14 protein-coding genes are annotated in these 17,368 nt (G+C 61.5%); 5 read left to right on the forward strand and 9 right to left on the reverse strand.

Annotated elements, in window-relative coordinates:
- The first annotated feature begins 227 nt into the window (after positions 1–227).
- Positions 228–1,634 carry a purine-cytosine permease family protein gene (locus AC07W4_RS19060; protein ID WP_495033546.1) on the forward strand — a complete coding sequence of 469 codons (1,407 nt, stop codon included), beginning with the start codon at positions 228–230 and terminating at the stop codon, positions 1,632–1,634.
- Positions 1,635–1,704: 70 nt separating this feature from the next.
- Here the strand turns inward: AC07W4_RS19060 and AC07W4_RS19065 are convergent, their stop codons facing one another.
- Positions 1,705–2,325, reverse strand: coding sequence for a glutathione S-transferase family protein (locus AC07W4_RS19065; protein WP_495033547.1), 621 nt, complete (start codon positions 2,323–2,325; stop codon positions 1,705–1,707).
- Between the two features lie 355 nt (positions 2,326–2,680).
- On the opposite strand from AC07W4_RS19065, the gene AC07W4_RS19070 reads away from it, so the two are divergent.
- The gene (locus AC07W4_RS19070; RefSeq protein ID WP_495033548.1) at positions 2,681–4,006 is read left to right on the forward strand and encodes an OprD family porin; all 1,326 of its coding nucleotides are present in this window, start codon (positions 2,681–2,683) and stop codon (positions 4,004–4,006) included.
- A gap of 128 nt (positions 4,007–4,134) precedes the next feature.
- On the opposite strand, the gene AC07W4_RS19075 is transcribed toward AC07W4_RS19070, so the two are convergent.
- Positions 4,135–5,700, reverse strand: coding sequence for a PQQ-binding-like beta-propeller repeat protein (locus AC07W4_RS19075; RefSeq protein ID WP_495033549.1), 1,566 nt, complete (start codon positions 5,698–5,700; stop codon positions 4,135–4,137).
- A gap of 334 nt (positions 5,701–6,034) precedes the next feature.
- Here AC07W4_RS19075 and AC07W4_RS19080 point away from each other — a divergent pair, with 334 nt between their 5' ends.
- Positions 6,035–7,135 (forward strand): polyamine ABC transporter substrate-binding protein, encoded by a 1,101-nt coding sequence (locus AC07W4_RS19080; protein ID WP_495033550.1) that lies wholly within the window; start codon positions 6,035–6,037, stop codon positions 7,133–7,135.
- Positions 7,136–7,391: 256 nt separating this feature from the next.
- On the opposite strand, the gene AC07W4_RS19085 is transcribed toward AC07W4_RS19080, so the two are convergent.
- Positions 7,392–8,180, reverse strand: coding sequence for an AraC family transcriptional regulator (locus AC07W4_RS19085; protein ID WP_495033551.1), 789 nt, complete (start codon positions 8,178–8,180; stop codon positions 7,392–7,394).
- Positions 8,181–8,265: 85 nt separating this feature from the next.
- Here AC07W4_RS19085 and AC07W4_RS19090 point away from each other — a divergent pair, with 85 nt between their 5' ends.
- Positions 8,266–9,264, forward strand: a complete 999-nt coding sequence (locus AC07W4_RS19090) for a bile acid:sodium symporter family protein (RefSeq protein ID WP_495033552.1) — start codon at positions 8,266–8,268, stop codon at positions 9,262–9,264.
- Between the two features lie 240 nt (positions 9,265–9,504).
- Here the strand turns inward: AC07W4_RS19090 and AC07W4_RS19095 are convergent, their stop codons facing one another.
- The 6 genes from AC07W4_RS19095 to ribBA form a co-directional block, all read right to left on the reverse strand.
- Entirely contained in the window at positions 9,505–11,217 is a 1,713-nt protein-coding gene (locus AC07W4_RS19095; RefSeq protein ID WP_495033553.1) for an amidase, read from the reverse strand.
- A gap of 264 nt (positions 11,218–11,481) precedes the next feature.
- Positions 11,482–12,636: an ABC transporter ATP-binding protein gene (locus AC07W4_RS19100; RefSeq protein ID WP_495033554.1), complete on the reverse strand. Its 1,155-nt coding sequence runs from the start codon at positions 12,634–12,636 to the stop codon at positions 11,482–11,484.
- Positions 12,637–12,652: 16 nt separating this feature from the next.
- Positions 12,653–13,462, reverse strand: coding sequence for an ABC transporter permease (locus AC07W4_RS19105; protein ID WP_007976227.1), 810 nt, complete (start codon positions 13,460–13,462; stop codon positions 12,653–12,655).
- A gap of 6 nt (positions 13,463–13,468) precedes the next feature.
- The gene (locus AC07W4_RS19110; protein ID WP_495033555.1) at positions 13,469–14,401 is read right to left on the reverse strand and encodes an ABC transporter permease; all 933 of its coding nucleotides are present in this window, start codon (positions 14,399–14,401) and stop codon (positions 13,469–13,471) included.
- Positions 14,398–15,423, reverse strand: a complete 1,026-nt coding sequence (locus AC07W4_RS19115) for an ABC transporter substrate-binding protein (RefSeq protein ID WP_008053816.1) — start codon at positions 15,421–15,423, stop codon at positions 14,398–14,400. Before AC07W4_RS19115 ends, AC07W4_RS19110 begins: the two co-directional genes overlap by 4 nt.
- Before the next feature lie 333 nt (positions 15,424–15,756).
- Positions 15,757–16,866 (reverse strand): bifunctional 3,4-dihydroxy-2-butanone-4-phosphate synthase/GTP cyclohydrolase II, encoded by a 1,110-nt coding sequence (gene ribBA / locus AC07W4_RS19120; RefSeq protein WP_495033556.1) that lies wholly within the window; start codon positions 16,864–16,866, stop codon positions 15,757–15,759.
- A gap of 70 nt (positions 16,867–16,936) precedes the next feature.
- Between ribBA and AC07W4_RS19125 the strand changes: the two genes are divergently transcribed.
- Complete coding sequence (locus tag AC07W4_RS19125; RefSeq protein WP_495033557.1) at positions 16,937–17,233, forward strand: DUF1330 domain-containing protein; 297 nt, start codon at positions 16,937–16,939, stop codon at positions 17,231–17,233.
- The last annotated feature ends 135 nt before the right edge of the window (positions 17,234–17,368 follow it).

Consider the following 17,368-nt stretch of genomic DNA (forward strand, 5'->3'; position numbering starts at 1 on the left):
GATAAACGTAAGGCCTTCGTCGCAAGCCCAATGATTACGGGGCTTTAAGCTAGCCAGCGATGGCGCGATTCGGGCAGGATGCCGGCTCAGATGCTTGTTCAAAGACCGGATCAGTCTTGTTTAAAGTTTGGAATACCATAATATGGTTCGCATCTGAGGGGCGGCCAGAGAGTCCCCCGGTTTGGCTTCATACAAAGATAAGAACAGACAAACTCGAGTTCATGCACATGTCCCAGATGTCCCGGCAAGATCCGTTGATCGAGAACCATACGGTCGACTACGTTCCACTCGCAGAGCGCCACGGGAAGGCCCGCGATCTCTTCACCCTTTGGTTCAGCACCAACATCGCGCCACTGCCCATCGTCACCGGCGCCATGGTGGTCCAGGTGTTCCACCTCAATCTGTTCTGGGGCCTGCTGGCGATTGCCCTCGGGCACATGGTCGGCGGTGTGGTGATTGCGCTGGCGTCGGCCCAGGGGCCGTGCATGGGCATTCCGCAGATGGTGCAGAGCCGTGGTCAGTTCGGCCGCTATGGCGCGCTGCTGATCGTGTTCTTCGCGGCGTTGATCTACATCGGTTTCTTCATTTCCAACATCGTGCTGGCAGGCAAATCGATTGTCGGCATTGCGCCGTCGGTTCCGGTGCCGGCCAGCATCCTCATCGGCGCCCTCAGTGCCACGGCCATCGGGGTGATCGGTTATCGCTTCATCCATACCCTGAACCGCATCGGCACCTGGGTGATGGGTAGCGCGTTGCTTGCCGGGTTCCTCTACATCTTCGCCCATGACCTGCCGGCGGACTTCTTCACCCGCGGCGGATTCAACCTGTCCGGCTGGCTGGCCACGGTGTCGTTGGGCATCATCTGGCAGATCAGCTTCTCGCCTTACGTGTCGGACTACTCGCGTTACCTGCCGGCGGATATCGGCATCACCCGGCCATTTTTCGCCACCTACCTGGGGGCGACGCTGGGCACGATCCTGTCGTTCACCTTCGGCGCCGTGGCGGTACTGGCAACCCCGGAAGGCACCGAGGCGATGGCGGCGGTCAAGCAGTCCACCGGTTGGCTGGGGCCGATCCTGATGGTGTTGTTCCTGCTCAACATCATCAGCCACAACGCCTTGAATCTGTATGGCGCGGTGCTGTCGATCATCACTTCTATCCAGACCTTCGCCAGCCAGTGGACACCCAGCATCAAGGTGCGCGTGGTGTTGTCGAGCATCGTGCTGGCGGGTTGCTGCGTGGTGGCGCTGGGTGCTTCGGCGAATTTCATTTCGCAGTTCATCGGCCTGATCCTGGCGCTGTTGCTGGTGCTGGTGCCATGGGCCTCGATCAACCTGATCGACTTCTACCTGATCAAGGGGCGTCGCTATGACATCGCCTCGATCTTCCGCGCTGACGGCGGTATCTACGGTCGCTTCAACCTGCACGCGATCATTGCCTACTTCATCGGCATCATCGTGCAATTGCCGTTTGCCAACACGTCGTTGTACGTCGGGCCGTACGCCAATCTGGTGGAGGGCGCGGACTTGTCGTGGCTGGTGGGGCTGGTGGTGACGTGCCCGTTGTATTACTGCCTCGCGACGCGAAGCCAGTTGCAGGAAAGCCGTTCGGCAGCGCTCGGCTGCAGCGACTGAGGCAAAAACCTTTAGTGTTCGTCTGAAAATGCCCGGCGCTTTGTCGGGCATTCTGGTTTGTGGTGATTGTTCAGCGGTGCTGGAAAGCCGCCCGGGCACGCTGCACCGACGGCCTGGCTTCAACGCTGTCGTACCAGTGCGATAGCTCTGGTAGCTGTTTCCAGTCCAGTCGATCACGGAACGCTGTGGCAATGGTGAATGCCGAAATGTCGGCCATGGAGAACTGCTGTCCGGCCATGAAGTCGTCCGTCAGAAAGCTTTCCGAGAAGGTGAGCTGTTCAATCACGCGCAGATCGATGGTTGCCGCTGCCTTGTCCTGCCCCGCCTGGTGCAGAAAAAACGCGGCATGGCTGGGGGCGATGACATCGGTCACGAAAAAGAAATAGCGGTCAATCACCCGGATACGCTCAGGTCCCGGTTGCGCCGGTGCCAGTCGTCCAGGCGCCTTGGCATCGGCGTACTGGATGATGGCGTTGGACTGGTTGATGACCAGCACAGGAGTCGGCCCGTGATCGATCAGGGTCGGCACTTTCCCGGCCGGGTTCAGCGCCAGGAAGGCAGGTTCCAGTTGCTCGCGGGCATGAAGGTCCAACCAGCGTGCCGTGTAGGCAATACCGGCCTCTTCAAGCGCAATGGCGGCCCGTAGCGTGTTGCCGGTGTTCGCGCCGTACAGTTCGATTTGATCGTTCATGGGTCATTGCTCTGATTGGGACATGCCAGCAACCACCGAACACCGCTGATGATGTCAGTATGATGAAAATCCGCCGCACCTATATACAAAAACAGTGATCGTCCATACCCCTGCGCGACAAGCCTTATCCCTGCACGAAAACTACTTTCACCGCGTTTGATAATAGCCTCTCGAAATGTTTTAAGAGTTTCACAAGCCAGTCAGTCAACCCTCACCTCGAACGTCCGATGCTCATGCCACTCATCGAGCGCGCCTGTTTTGGCGCCCGTGTTGAGCGCTGTTGCGTGGGCGGCAATCGGGTCCTGTCTGGCGGTGAAACCTTCAAATAACGATAAGAAACACCCAGGAGCACCTTATGTTCAAACGCGCGATTCCCACCGCAGTCCTGCTGGCCACCAGTTCGGTGTGCGCACAGGCGGCTGACACCGCAGCCCATGGTTTTCTCGAAGACAGCAAGGCCAGTCTCTCGATGCGCACCCTGTATTTCAACAGCGACAATCGTGATGGCAGCGCGGCCCCTTCGAAAACCGAAGAGGCGGCCCAGGGTTTCGTGTTGCGCTATGAATCCGGGTTTACCCAGGGCGCGGTGGGGTTCGGGCTCGATGCCCAGGCGTTGCTCGGCATCACGCTGGACAGCGGAGCGGGGCGCCACGTCGGTAGTGGCATGATTCCTTCCGATGGCGACGGCGCGGCCCCCGCCTGGAGCAGCTTCGGTCCTACGGCGAAGATGCGCCTGGCCAGGACTGAGTTTCGCTACGGCACCTTGCTGCCGAAATTGCCGATCCTTCTGGCGAACGATGCCCGTGTGTTGCCGCAATCGTTTACCGGCGCGCAGGTCACCTCGAACGACATCGATGGCCTGACGTTGACCGGCGGTGTGCTGGAGCACGCGGTAGGGCGCGCCTCGACGGACCGCACAGGCTTGTCGGTCGCCGGCAGCACACAGGACAGCAACAAGTTCTACTACGCCGGCGGTGACTACAACCTCACCAGGAACCTGAAGACTCAGTATTACTTCGCGCAGCTGGAAGATTTCTACAACCAGAACTTCCTGGGCCTGACGCACATCCTGTCCATCGACAGCGCAAGCTCACTGACCACCGACCTGCGCTACTTCCGCACCATGTCCAGCGGCGCCAACAGCTCCGTCACCGGCCGCGCGCAAGGCTATCGGGTATCGGGCTACACCGACGACAACGACGGTGAAATCGACAACAGCACCTGGTCTGCGATGGTCACCTACACCCGTGGTGGGCACGCGGTGTCGGTGGGGCATCAACGGGTGGGCGACGGCAGCAACTTCGTCCAGCCCAACCAGGGCAGCCTGGTGGACAAGGGGGCGGGCGGCGGCAGCGTCTACCTGCCCACCGACAAGATGATCCAGAACTTTGCCCGGGCCGGCGAACAGACGAATTTCGGGCAGTACACCTACGACTTCGCGCCCCTGGGCGTGCCGGGCCTGAAAGCCTCGATCGTGTATCTGAAGGGCACGGACATCAAGGCGCAAAACGCCAGTGACCAGTCTGAGTGGGAGCGCGACATGACCCTGGACTACGTGTTGCAGTCGGGCACGTTCAAGGGGGTGGGGTTCACACTGCGTAACGCCAAGTCCAATACCGATGCCGGGCGCAACGTGGATCAGAACCGGTTCATCATCAATTACACCTTGTCGTTGTTGTAATCACGCCCCCCCTGTGGGAGCGGGCTTGCTCGCGAAGGCGGTGTTCCGGTCGACATCCATGCGTCTGATACACCGCTTTCGCGAGCAAGTCGGATCGCCGCACCGCCACTCCCACAAAAATCGATTTGTCAGGGTTGCCCGGTTGTTGCATTCACGCCCTTGTCCCAAAGCGCGACCAAGCCACCGAACGTCCCGACATAGGCCGTGCCATCCGGCGCCAGCGTGATCGGCGACCAGTTGTTGTCGAAGGCCTGGCCGACCCCGCTCAGCGCCTTGAATCGGGTCTGGCCGCTGTCGAAATCCAGCGCCATCAGGTACCAGGCGTTCTCGCCGTCGGGCTGCGGCTCGAAGGTGTAGAAGTACAACAGGCCGTTGCTCACCGAGAGTTTGGGGACCACCGAAGGCGAACGTTCCTTCGATTCCCAGATCCGGTCGCAGCCCGACTCATCGGTGCGGATGTCGATGCGGCTGATGCCGCCGTGCACGGCCTGCCAGTCCTTCTGCGCGAAGGCGCTGGTGTAGCCGGCGTTGTTCTCGAGGATGATCGAGCGTCCCCAGCCGATGGCCGAGTTGTCGGTGGCCGAGGCATTGTTGTCGAACACCGGTAGCTTGCAGATCAGACGATTGCCGGCGTAATCCTGTTCGCGACGGTAGACCAGCAGGTTGATGCGCCCGTCGCTGTTGTCGGTGATGGTGACGTAGCGCTCGCCCAGCAGGGTCGGTGTAGTGCCGCTGCCCTGATTGATCGCCCCGACCCTGCGTGCGGTGCCACGGTCGTACACCTCGCGCCAGCCTTGCACGGGCTTGCCATCGGCATCGGCGGCGAAGCGGTACATGGCGTGATCGGACACCAGATAAACGCCGTCGGCCGCCACCGACATGCCGTTCTGGATCTCTTCGTTGGCCAGTTCAATGCCCTGGACCTTGCCGGTGTCGGGGTTCAGGGTGCCGATGCGGCCGCGTCGGGTGATCCACCAGATCAAGCCCTGGTGATCAGGCATAACTCCGGTGACAGGGTCGCATTCGCCCTTGGGAAACCAGGAAGCAGGGCGCACACAATCGTGGGGAACCTTGTCGCTCAGGTCCCAGTTGTCGACCTCCTTGAACGACCACGCACCGGATTGATCCTGACGATGCACGACGCGCTGGATGTGCTGCTCGGCATCGGCGATGACCACGCGATTCTGCTCGTCGACATAGAAATAGGCGCCGGAGGTGTCCGCCATGATCTTGTCCGGGTCCAGGGTAATCAGCGCGTGGAAAGTCGAAGGACGCGGCGGCAGCGGGTAGCGGGCCAGCAGTTCGAGGGTGCGCGGTTCGAGCAGTTGCAGTTCGAACTGCATCAGGTTGGCGCACAGCACCACCAGGCGGCCCTGTTGATCGAAGGTATGAATCGGGCACATGCCGCCAGGCTTGCGACTGCCGTCACGGCTGCTCATTTGCATGTCACCGCCCAACGGACCGGGGCCGGGGTGCGTGTCGGAGCTGTAGCCATCGGCATGCATGTAGCTGCTGCCGTTGCTGGCCATGAACGGGTTGGCGGGCACGGCGCCGCTCAGCGGTCGGGGGACAGTGGCGCTGCCGATCAATGCAGTGGCATTGCCCGTGCTGGCCAGCGGTTGTGGTTCATAAGGTTCGGAACAGGCACTGAGCAGGCCGAGCAGGGGCAGGGCAAGCAGGAGTGGAGCACGCATCGAAACCTCGCGATCTTGTTATTGGTGTGATGCGCAATAAGCAGCAAGGAGGCTGCCCGGGCATCGGCTGTTTGGACTAACCCTCGGTGAAAGGCCTCGCGCCGCTGATCAAATCGGACACCTATTTTGGCCATTGCGATCTCCTTTTGGCCTGCCTCACGCTGTGAACCGGCGACGCCGTCAGCAAGAATCAGACGCGGGTGGCTGAGTCGGCAACCCAAGTTGAAACCACAACCAGACGCTTCAATTCCTTGCCCTTGGCTATTTTCAAGGCCGCTGCCGTGTACAGAACATAAAAACCATCGAACTCACGCCACACTTGGGGAATCGATCCATGGACTCAATGAAACGAATACTGGGCGCCACCGTTTGCGCACTGTCGCTGCTGACCAGCGCGGTGCACGCCGAACAGCGCGAATTGCGGGTGTACAACTGGGCGGACTACATACTGCCGTCCGTGCCCAAGGATTTCGCCAAAGACACCGGGATCAATGTGACCTGGGACACCTTCGACACCAACGAGTCCCTGGAAGCCAAGCTGCTGACCGGCAACTCGGGCTACGACTTGGTGGTGCCGTCGAACCAGTTCATCGAAACCCAGATCAAGGCGGGCGTGTTCCAGAAGCTCGACAAGTCCAGACTGCCTAACTGGTCGCACCAGGACCCTGCGTTGCTCAAGCTGCTGGACAAGAACGACCCGGGCAACCAGTACGGCGTGCCCTACATGTACGGCACCGTGCTGATCGGCTTCAACCCGGCCAAGGTCAAGGCGGCGCTGGGCGAGAATGCGCCGGTGGACAGCTGGGACCTGGTGTTCAAGCCCGAGAACATGGAGAAGCTCAAGGCTTGTGGCGTCGCCATGCTCGACTCGCCGTCGGAGATCCTGCCGCTGGCCCTGCATTACCTGGGGCTGGACCCGAACAGCCAGAATCCCGATGACTACGAAAAAGCCAAGGCGCTGATGCTCAAGGTTCGCCCTTACGTCACCTACTTCAACTCCGCCAAATACATGACCGACATCGCCAACGGCGATATCTGCGTGGCCATCGGTTACTCCGGCAGCTTCTATCAATTCGGCAATCGCGCCAAAGAAGCGGGCAACGGCGTGGTCGTCGACTGGCGCTTGCCGAAAGAGGGCGCGCCGATCTGGTTCGACACCTTCGCCATTCCGAAAAGCGCGAAGAACGTCGCCGAGGCCCACGAATTCCTCAACGACCTGCTGGACCCGAAAGTCATCGCGCCGATCAGCGACTTCCTCGGTTACCCGAATGCCAACAAGGACTCGCTGGCGCTGATCGACAAGGACATCACCGGCAACCCGAACCTGACACCGACCAGCGAGGCATTGAAGACGCTGTACGTCGTGCAGCCATTGCCGCAAAAGCTCGAGCGGGTGCGCACCCGGGTGTGGACCAGCATCAAGTCCGATCAGTAACACCGGGAATTGTGTGAAATATCTGTGGGGGTACAGATTTTGTGTACACCCATGGCCCTGTGGGAGCGGGCTTGCTCGCGAAGGCGTAGTGTCAGTCAATGCAGGTGTCGACTGATCCACCGCTTTCGCGAGCAAGCCCGCTCCCACAGTTGAATGTTGTTGTGCACAAATTCTGCGTACGACATAACCCCCCCTGTGGGAGCGAGCTTGCTCGCGATGGCGGACTGACAGGCAACAGAGATGTACGGTGCAGGGCTCAGCGAAAAAACTCCCCCGGTGTCTCGCCGAACTGCTGGCGGAAGGCCGCGATAAACGCCGAGGTCGAGTCGTAGCCACAAGCCAACGCGACGTCGGTTACTCGCTCACCCTGTTCCAGTGGCGTCAGGGCACCAAGTAAACGCAAGCGCTGGCGCCAGGCGCGAAAAGTCAGGCCGGTGTCGCGCAGAAACAGGCGACTGAGGGTTTTCTCGGTGACGCCGAATTGGTCGCTCCAGTGGCTGAGCGTGGTCTGTTGCTCCGGGTGTGACTCCAGGCTTTGGGCGATTTGCCGCAATCGGCTGTCCTGGGGCAGGGGTAGCATCAAATCGATCTGCGGCGCCTGCGCCAACTGATCCAGAATCACCTGGGCCAACCGGCCGTGCGGACCGTTCTGATCGTATTCCACCGGTATCTGACTGAAGGCACGGATCAATTCGCGCAACAAATCGCTGACCCCCAACACATGACAGCCTGGCGGCGCCCACGTCGAGACACTGCAATCGATGTACAGGCTGCGCATTTCCGTGCGCGGCGAACTGAACACCCGGTGCGGCATGCCCGCCGGAATCCACACCGCCCGCTCCGGCGGGGCGACGAAACGACCGACGCCGGTCTGAATTTCGAGCACGCCCGCAATCGCGTAGGAAAGCTGCACCCACGGATGGCTGTGACGCCGGGTCAGGGCGCGATTGGGCAGCGATTCGGTACGGCCATAGAGCGGTCGTGGCAGGCTGGACAGCCCGGGAATACTGCGTCGAACACTCTTGTCATGTCCTTTAGGCGGCATCAGCTGGCTCATCGGCGTTAGTCGGTAATTCCCGGTCACGTTAGAGTCGCTTTCACGTACTGGCAACCCCCGGATGATCAACCCCATGACTCGCCCCCGTTTGTTACCCGACAACTTCACCCTGACCCTGATCGGCGTAGTGGCGCTCGCCAGCCTGCTGCCCGCCAGCGGCCAGGTCGCGGTCGGTTTTGGCTGGCTGACCAACATCGCCATCGCACTGCTGTTTTTCCTGCATGGCGCCAAGCTGTCCCGCGAATCGATCATTGCCGGCGCCGGGCACTGGCGCCTGCATTTGCTGGTGTTCAGCCTGACCTTCGTGCTGTTCCCGCTGCTCGGCCTGGCGCTCAAGCCGCTGCTGTCGCCGCTGATCGGCAATGACCTGTACATGGGCATGCTCTACCTCTGCGCGTTGCCTGCCACGGTGCAGTCGGCGATTGCCTTTACTTCGCTGGCGCGGGGCAACATCCCGGCGGCGATTTGCAGCGCGGCGGCATCCAGCCTGTTCGGGATTTTCCTCACGCCGTTGCTGGTGACCCTGCTGCTCAATGTCCACGGCGAAGGCGCCTCGACCCTCGACGCCATCCTCAAGATCAGCGTGCAACTGCTGCTGCCGTTCATTGCCGGGCAAATCGCGCGGCGCTGGATCGGTAACTGGGTGGCGCGCAACAAGAGCTGGTTGAAATTCGTCGATCAGGGCTCGATTCTGCTGGTGGTCTACGGCGCGTTCAGCGAGGCAGTGATCGAGGGCCTCTGGCACCAGATTCCGCTGCTGGATCTGGTTGGGCTGGTGGTGGCTTGCTGCGTGGTCCTGGCGCTGGTGTTGGCGGCCTCGACCGTACTGGGCAAGGCGTTCGGCTTCAATCAGGAAGATCGCATCACCATTCTTTTCTGCGGTTCGAAGAAAAGCCTGGCGACCGGTGTGCCGATGGCGCAGGTATTGTTTGCCGGTAGCACCATTGGCGTGTTGATCCTGCCGTTGATGCTGTTCCACCAGATTCAACTGATGGTCTGTGCGGTACTGGCGCAGCGTTTTGCCAATCGGCCGGAATCGATTCCGGAACTGATGGCTCAGGTCGATCCCTGAAAATCCCGGGAACCTGTAGGAGCCAGCCTGCTGGCGATGGACTCAAGCGCGCCGCGTTTATCCGGTTAACACGCGTAATCGTTAACGACCATCGCTGGCAAGCCAGCTCCCACCAGGGACCGCGCCCACGCTGAAACTGTAGGAGCCAGCCTGCTGGCGATGGACTCAAGTACGCCGCGTTTATCCAGATCACACGCGTTATCGTTGACGACCATCGCTGGCAAGCCAGCTCCTACATTACTACTTCTCCGTCGCCAATGGCGGGGTGCGCGGCGGGATCATGCGTTTGCTGCCGGTCGACTCGAACGCCGACGCCAGGTGCAGCAGCGACGAGTCGTCATAAGCGCGCCCGGCAAACGTCAGGCCGACCGGCATGCCGATGTCCGGCATCACGCCCATCGGCACGGTGACCGTCGGCACACCGAGGTGACGGATGGCGAGGTTGCCGTTGGCGACCCAAATACCGTTGCTCCAGGCGATATCCGCCGAATGCGGATCGACATCGGCATTCGCAGGCGCTACATCGGCGACCGTCGGGAACAGCACCGCGTCGAGTCCCAGGCGATCCATCCAGTCTTCCAGATCGATCTTGCGGGTTTTCTCCAGCCCGCGCAGGCCATCGGGTACTGTGCTGATCTGGTCCCACGGCGTGATGCCGCGCTCGGCCATGCGCACGTATTCGTCCATGCCGGCGACCAGATCGCCCTCGCGGTTGGGCAGGGTGCCCGGGTCGTGAGGGAAAATCTGCGGGCCGTCGACATCGACCAGACGATTCAGTTTCGGATCGCCGTTGGCTTGCAGGAAGTCATCGAAGGCCCAGGCGGTCAGGTCCCACAGTTCATGGTGCAGAAATTCCTTGGAGACGAGGCCGCGATTGAACACGGTCGGTGCGCCAGGACGATCGCCTTCGCAATTGGAAACCAGCGGGAAGTCCACTTCGAGCACTTCGGCGCCAGCGGCTTCGAGGGCCTTGCGCGCCTGTTCCCAGAGCCCGATCACCGAAGGACGGGTGTTGATGCGTTGGCCGGTCGGGCCACCGATGCCCGGCGCTTCGGACGTGCCGGCTTCAGGGTCGGCATTGATGTACATACGTGGAATACCGAACTTCTTGCCTTTGAGCGCTTCGCTATTGGCGGCCAGCGCCGCGTAGGACTCAGGGCGTACCGAAGAAGATTTCGGGATCGGCACCCAGGGTTGCAGGCGCCACAGATCGCCACGGGTGTCCGGGTCATCGGCCACCACCACGTCGAGCACTTCGAGCAGGTCGGCCATGGTCCGGGCGAACGGCACGACCACGTCCATGGTCGGGGTCAACGGCCAGTTGCCGCGCACCGAGATCACCCCACGCGAAGGGGTGTAGGCGCACAAGCCATTGTTCGAGGCCGGGCCACGACCGCTCGACCAGGTTTCTTCCGCCAGGCCGAAGGCCGCGAAACTCGCGGCCGTGGCAGTACCCGCGCCGTTCGACGAACCGGAGGCGAAAGGGGCGGTGAGGTAGTCGGCGTTGTACGGGCTTTCGGCGCGGCCGTAGACGCCACGTTGCATCCCGCCGTTGGCCATCGGCGGCATGTTGGTCTTGCCCAGGCAGATCGCCCCGGCGGCGCGCAGGCGTTCGATGGTGAATGCATCGCGATAGGCGACCAGGTCCTTGAAGGCCGGGCTGCCGGAAGCGGCGGTGAGGCCCTTGACCAGATAGCTGTCCTTGGCGGTGTAAGGAATGCCGTCCAGCGCTCCCAGCGTCTGGCCCTTGGCGCGACGGGCATCGGACGCCTGGGCTTCGGCGAGCGCTTCGGGGTTGCGCACCACGACCGCGTTCAGCGCGGTCGGCGTTTCGGGGCCGTCATAGGCGTCGATCCGCGCGAGATAAGCCTGGACCAGTTCAACCGAGGTGGTCTGGCCGGATTCGAGCGCGGCGCGCAGCTCGGCAATGGAAACTTCGGTAACTTCGATCATGCTGCCACCGCCGCTTGCAGGTGGAGGGTCCCAAACACTTCACTTTTCTCGAAATGGACTTTCATATCGTTATTCTCGTTGCACTGTGTGGCACGACAGGGTCGGGTGTTAAAAATACTGAGCACTATTTAGCATTAAACCGGGATTTTAGGAATCCGTTGTCCAATTTATCTTACAGGCGACAGAAAAAAGGCCACCACAACCCGACGTTGTGGTGGCCCGAGGGTGACTCATTATAGTGGCCCGCGCGCGCAGGCCAATGGATCAGTGAGCGCCGGCAGCCTTGTTCAGGTCGCTTTCGGCCCATTCGGTGTAGACGCAGGCATCGGCGGTGGCCCAGCGCACCCGCACCGGGTCACCGGCCTTGAGCGGCATGCCGGCGGCGGACAGTGCCTTGACCGTCATCGAGGTGCCGCCAGCGGTGACCACGCTGCAGGTCTGGCTCTCGCCGAGAAACAACACTTCCACGACCTTGGCCGAGACTTCGTTCCAGCCGGCGACCAGGGGGTCGCCAAGGGCTTGTTCAGTGCTCAGGGCCAGGGCTTTTTCCGGACGCACCATCAACAGCACGTCCTGATCGGTTTGCAGGCCGGCGGTCAATCGGATCGACAGCGGCTGCCCTTCGAAGGTCGCCACCGCATTGCCCTGGGCCTTGAGCTTGAGGAAGTTCGAGTTGCCGAGGAACGAGGCGACAAAGGCGTTCGGCGGATTCTGGTACAGGTCGTAGCCGCTGCCCAGGCCGACGATCTTGCCGTGGCTGAAAATCGCGATGCGCTGGGACAGGCGCATGGCTTCTTCCTGATCGTGGGTCACGTAGACGATGGTGATGCCCAGGCGCCGATGCAGCTGACGCAGTTCGTCCTGCAAGTCTTCACGGAGTTTTTTGTCCAGTGCGCCCAGCGGTTCGTCCATCAGCAGGATGCGTGGTTCGTAAACCAACGCGCGAGCGATGGCGACGCGCTGTTGCTGACCGCCAGAGAGTTGCGAAGGGCGGCGATGGGCAAATTGCTCAAGCTGCACCAGCTTGAGCATCGCATCGACCCGGCGCTCGCGTTCGGCGGTGGCCAGTTTGCGGATGGCCAACGGGAAGGCAATGTTGTCGCGTACCGACAGGTGCGGGAACAGCGAGTAGCGCTGGAACACCATGCCGATGTCGCGCTTGTGCGGCGGCACGTTGACCAGCGACTGGCCGTTGACCAGGATCTCGCCGCTGCTCGGCGTTTCGAAGCCGGCGAGCATCGACAGCGTGGTGCTTTTGCCCGAGCCGCTGGAGCCTAGGAAGGTGAGGAACTCGCCGTCCTTGATGTCCAGCGAGATGTTGTCCACGGCGGCAAAATCGCCATAGTGTCTGTTCAGGTTACGCAGGCTGACCAGGGGTTTGTCATTTTGCTGCGCGGAATCTTTGATCACTGCACTCATGTCGTACTCCTGGCGCTCAAGCGCTGATTTCGTTGCGCCGGCGCAGAGCGGCGGCGATCACCATGACCAATACCGAGAGGCCGATCAGCAGCGTCGAGGCGACGGCGATCACGGGTGTCAGGTCCTGGCGCAGGGTGGTCCACATTTTCACGGGAAGGGTTTGCAGGGTCGGGCTGGCCATCATCACGCTCAGCACCACTTCATCCCACGAGACGAGGAAGGCGAAGAGGGCGCCGGCCACCATGCCCGGACGGATCGCCGGGAAGGTCACCTTGAACACCGCTTGCAGGCGCGAGGCGCCGCAGATCACCGCCGCATCCTCGATCGACTGGTCGAACAGTTTCAGGGAGTTGATGATCGAGATGATGGTGAACGGCAACGCCACGATCACATGGCTGACCACGAACGCGAACATGGTCCCGGTGTAACCCAGTTTCAGGAACAGCGCGTACACCGCCACGGCGATGATCACCAGCGGCACGATCATCGGCAGGGTGAACAGGCCGTAGAGCATTTCCCGGCCGGGGAAGCGGCCGCGTACCAGGGCGAACGCGGTGGGCAGGCCCAAAGCAACGGCGAAGAACGTGGTCAGCACCGCGACCTTCAGGCTGGCCATGGCGGCGTTCATCCAGTCGGCATTGGAGAAGAACTGGCCGTACCATTTCAACGTCCAGCCGGGCGGCGGGAACACCAGCCATTGCGACGATCCGAACGACAGCAGCACGATGAACACGATCGGCAGCAGCAGGAACAGACCGATCAGCCCGGTGGTGGCATAGAGGCCGAAGCGCATCCGGCGGCTCATGGCATTGGGGGTCAGGAGCATGACGGCTTACCTCGCGTTGCTGGCGCCAACCGGGGATTCCGGCTGGAGCTTCAGGTAGAAGTAGAACAACACCAGCGTGATCACGATCAGCAGCGCGGCACCGGCGCTGGCCAGGCCCCAGTTGAGGAACGACTGCACCTGCTGAATGATGAACTCGGGCAGCATCATGTTCTGCGCACCGCCCAGCAGCGCCGGGGTCACGTAGTAACCGAGGGACATCACGAACACCATCAGGCCGCCGGAGAACAGTCCTGGCCGGCACAGCGGCAGGAACACCCGCAAGAAGTTGGTCCAGGGGCTGGCGCCGCAGATCGAACCGGCCTGCAGGATCATCGGGTCGATGGCCTGCATGGTCGCCTGCAACGGCAGCACGATGAACGGGATCATGATGTAGCTCATGCCGATCACCACACCGGTCAGGTTGTGCACCATTTCCAGCGGTTGATCGATGATGCCCATGGCCATCAATGCCTTGTTGATCACCCCGGAGGCTTGCAGCAACACCAGCCAGGAGTAGGTGCGGGCGAGCAGGCTGGTCCACATCGACAGCAGCACGATGTTCAGGATCCAGCGCCCCCAGCCACGGGGCACCAGGGTGATCGCCCAGGCCAGCGGGAAGCCCAGCAACAGGCTGAACAGGGTCACCAGGCCGGCCACCGAAAAGGTGTTGAGCAACACCCGGGCATAGGCCGAGTTGGCGAACAGTTGTTCGTAGTTGCCCAGCCCCGGCACTGGTTCCAGCACGCCGCGCAACAACAGGCCAATCAACGGCGCCAGAAAGAACAGACCGAGAAACAGCAGGGCGGGCACCAGGTTGCTCGCGCCACGCCAGCGCTGGGCCAGGCTCGGCGATTGCGTGATCGCAGCTGCCTTGCCGGCAGCGCCAGGGGCGCTCCCGACTGACGTGGATGGACGGGATGCGGTTGCCGTCATTTTCATTTGACCAGCCATTCGTTCCACCGTGTCGCGATGGCCGGACCGTTCTTGGCCCAGTACGCGAAATCAAGAGTGATCTGATCCTTTGCGTAAGCGGTCGGCAGGTTAGGGGCCAGCACCGAGTCCAGGCGCTGCACGCTGTCGACGTTGACCGGGGCGTAGGCGGTCAGGTTGGAGAAGTCCGCCTGGCCCTTGGCACTGCTGGCGTTGGCCAGGAACTTCATCGCCGCGTCCTTGTTTTTCGAACCCTTGGGAATGACCAGGATGTCGGCCATCACCAGGTTCTGCTTCCAGCTTACGCCGACCGGGGCGCCGTCTTCCTGCAGGGCGTGGATCCGGCCGTTCCAGAACTGGCCCATGCTCGCTTCACCGGAGGCCAGCAGCTGCTGCGACTGCGCGCCGCCGCCCCACCAGACGATGTCTTTCTTGATGGTGTCGAGCTTTTTGAACGCGCGATCCAGATCCAGCGGGTAGAGCTTGTCCGCCGCTACACCGTCGGCCAGCAGCGCCAGTTCCAGTACGCCAGGGCTTGGCCATTTGTAGAGGGCGCGTTTGCCGGGGTAGGTCTTGGTGTCGAACAGCGCGGACCAGTCCTGAGGCTTGCCGGCGCCGAGCTTGCCTTCGTTGTAGCCCAGGACGAAGGAGAAGAAGAACGAGCCGACACCGTGGTCCGAGACGAAGCGCGGGTCGATCTTGTCGCGTTCAATGATTTTGAAATCGAGGGGTTCAAGCAAGCCTTCGGCGGCGGCGCGCAGGGCGAAGTCGGCTTCGACGTCGACCACGTCCCACTGCACGTTGCCGCTTTCGACCATGGCCTTTAGCTTGCCGTAGTCGGTCGGGCCATCCTGCACAACGGTGATGCCGCTGGCCTTGCTGAACGGGTCGGCCCAGGCCTGCTTCTGCGCATCCTGGGTGCTGCCGCCCCAACTCACGAAGTTGACGCTTTCAGCCGCCAGCAATGCCTGGCTGGTCACGCTCAGCAGTCCTGCAAAAAGAACCGCGGTCGCACGTTTGTTCAACACCATTTTCACGCCCTCATTGTTGTGTTTATGAGCGGGGCTTTGGAGTGCCCGCCTATCGGGAGCAGTAGGTCCGTCGAGTCAGTGCTGACTGTCCGGTCTATGGAATATCATATTATGGTATTCCAAACTTTGTGCAAGCACTTTGCCGTACCGGCTATCAGCCAAATTCTGATTTTTTTGGTCAGATTCACGTCCTGTAGCAGCTGGCGAAGCCTGCGTTCGGCTGCGTAGCAGCCGCTAAATCAGGCGACCTGGTATTTCAGGACCTCAGGTTTGCGACTGCTACGCAGCCGAACGCAGGCTTCGCCAGCTGCTACAAAAGGCCTGGGCCGAGGATCACTCGGTGAACGAGATACTCTCCACCACTTCCAGGTCGTACCCGGTCAAGCCCGCATACTTGAGCGGCGGGCCGAGGTGGCGCAGCTTGCCGACACCCAGGTTCTGCAGGATCTGCGCACCGGTACCCACTTCCGAATAGATCCGTGACTGCGAGCGGCTGAACTGCCGGGGCGGCTGGGTCAATTGCGGCACGCGTTCGAGCAACGCCTGGGAGGATTCGTGATTGGCCAGCACCACCACCACGCCGTGGCCTTCGGCGGCGACACGCTGCAAAGCGGCCCACAACGTCCAGTTGCTCGGGCCGCTGTACTCGGCACCGACCAGGTCGCGCAACGGATCGATCACATGCACGCGCACCAGCGTCGGTTGCTCGCGACGCAAATCGCCCATGACCATGGCCATGTGGACACCGCCTTCGATGCGATCCTCAAAGGTGATCAGACGAAAGGTGCCGTGCACGGTCGGCAGGTCACGTTCACCGATGCGCACGATGGTGTGTTCGGTGCTCAGGCGATAGTGGATCAGGTCGGCGATGGTGCCGATCTTGATCCCGTGCTTGTGCGCAAAAACCTCCAGGTCCGGGCGGCGGGCCATGGTGCCGTCGTCGTTCATCACTTCGACGATCACCGAGGCGGGCGTATGGCCGGCCAGGCGTGCCAGGTCGCAGCCGGCTTCGGTGTGGCCGGCGCGGGTCAGCACGCCACCTTCCCGGGCACGCAGCGGGAAGATATGGCCCGGCTGCACGATGTCGGCGGGGCCAGCGTTGGCGGCGACGGCAGCGGCCACGGTGCACGCCCGATCCGCTGCGGAGATACCGGTGGTCACGCCGACGGCCGCTTCGATGGACACGGTGAAGGCGGTGCTGAACACGCTGCCGTTGCTGGGCACCATCTGCTCCAGGCCCAGGCGCTTGCAGTGCTCGTCGGTCAAGGTCAGGCAGATCAGGCCACGGGCTTCTCGGGCCATGAAGCTGATGGCCTCGGGCGTGCAGCAATCGGCGGCCAGCAACAAGTCGCCTTCGTTTTCCCGGTCTTCATCGTCGACCAGCAGGACCATTTTGCCGAGGCGGTAATCTTCGATGATTTCTTCGATGCTGTTGAAGGCCATGCTGGAGTCTCAGTGTTTGTTGGATGAGTAATGTGGTATACCATAATACAAAAATAACCGAGAGGTCACTATGAAGGCGTACTGGATTGCTCACGTGGATATCACCGACCCCGATCAATACAGCCAATACACTCAGCGGGCGCCACAGGCATTTGCGCTGTATGGCGGTCGGATTCTGGCGCGAGGTGGGCGTAGCGAGGCGATGGAAGGGCGGTCGACGCCGCAACGCAGTGTGGTGATCGAGTTTGATTCCTATGAGCAGGCGGTGGCTTGTTATCACTCGGCGTTGTATCAGGAGGCTAGGGGGTATCGTGAGGGGGTGGCTTTGGCTGAGGTGATTATTGTCGAGGGCGTGGCGCCGCTCTGAAAAACGTTTTGTTGACTGAGTACATATCCGTTGCTGCGGTAACGGCGGCTTATGGTTTGGGGGTGTCAGAAATTTTGTGTTCGGGCATAACATGAGTAAGAGGTGCATGTATGCCAACCAAGAAGAAACCCGCGT

The organism is Pseudomonas sp. GW821-FHT02A08 (assembly GCF_059422045.1).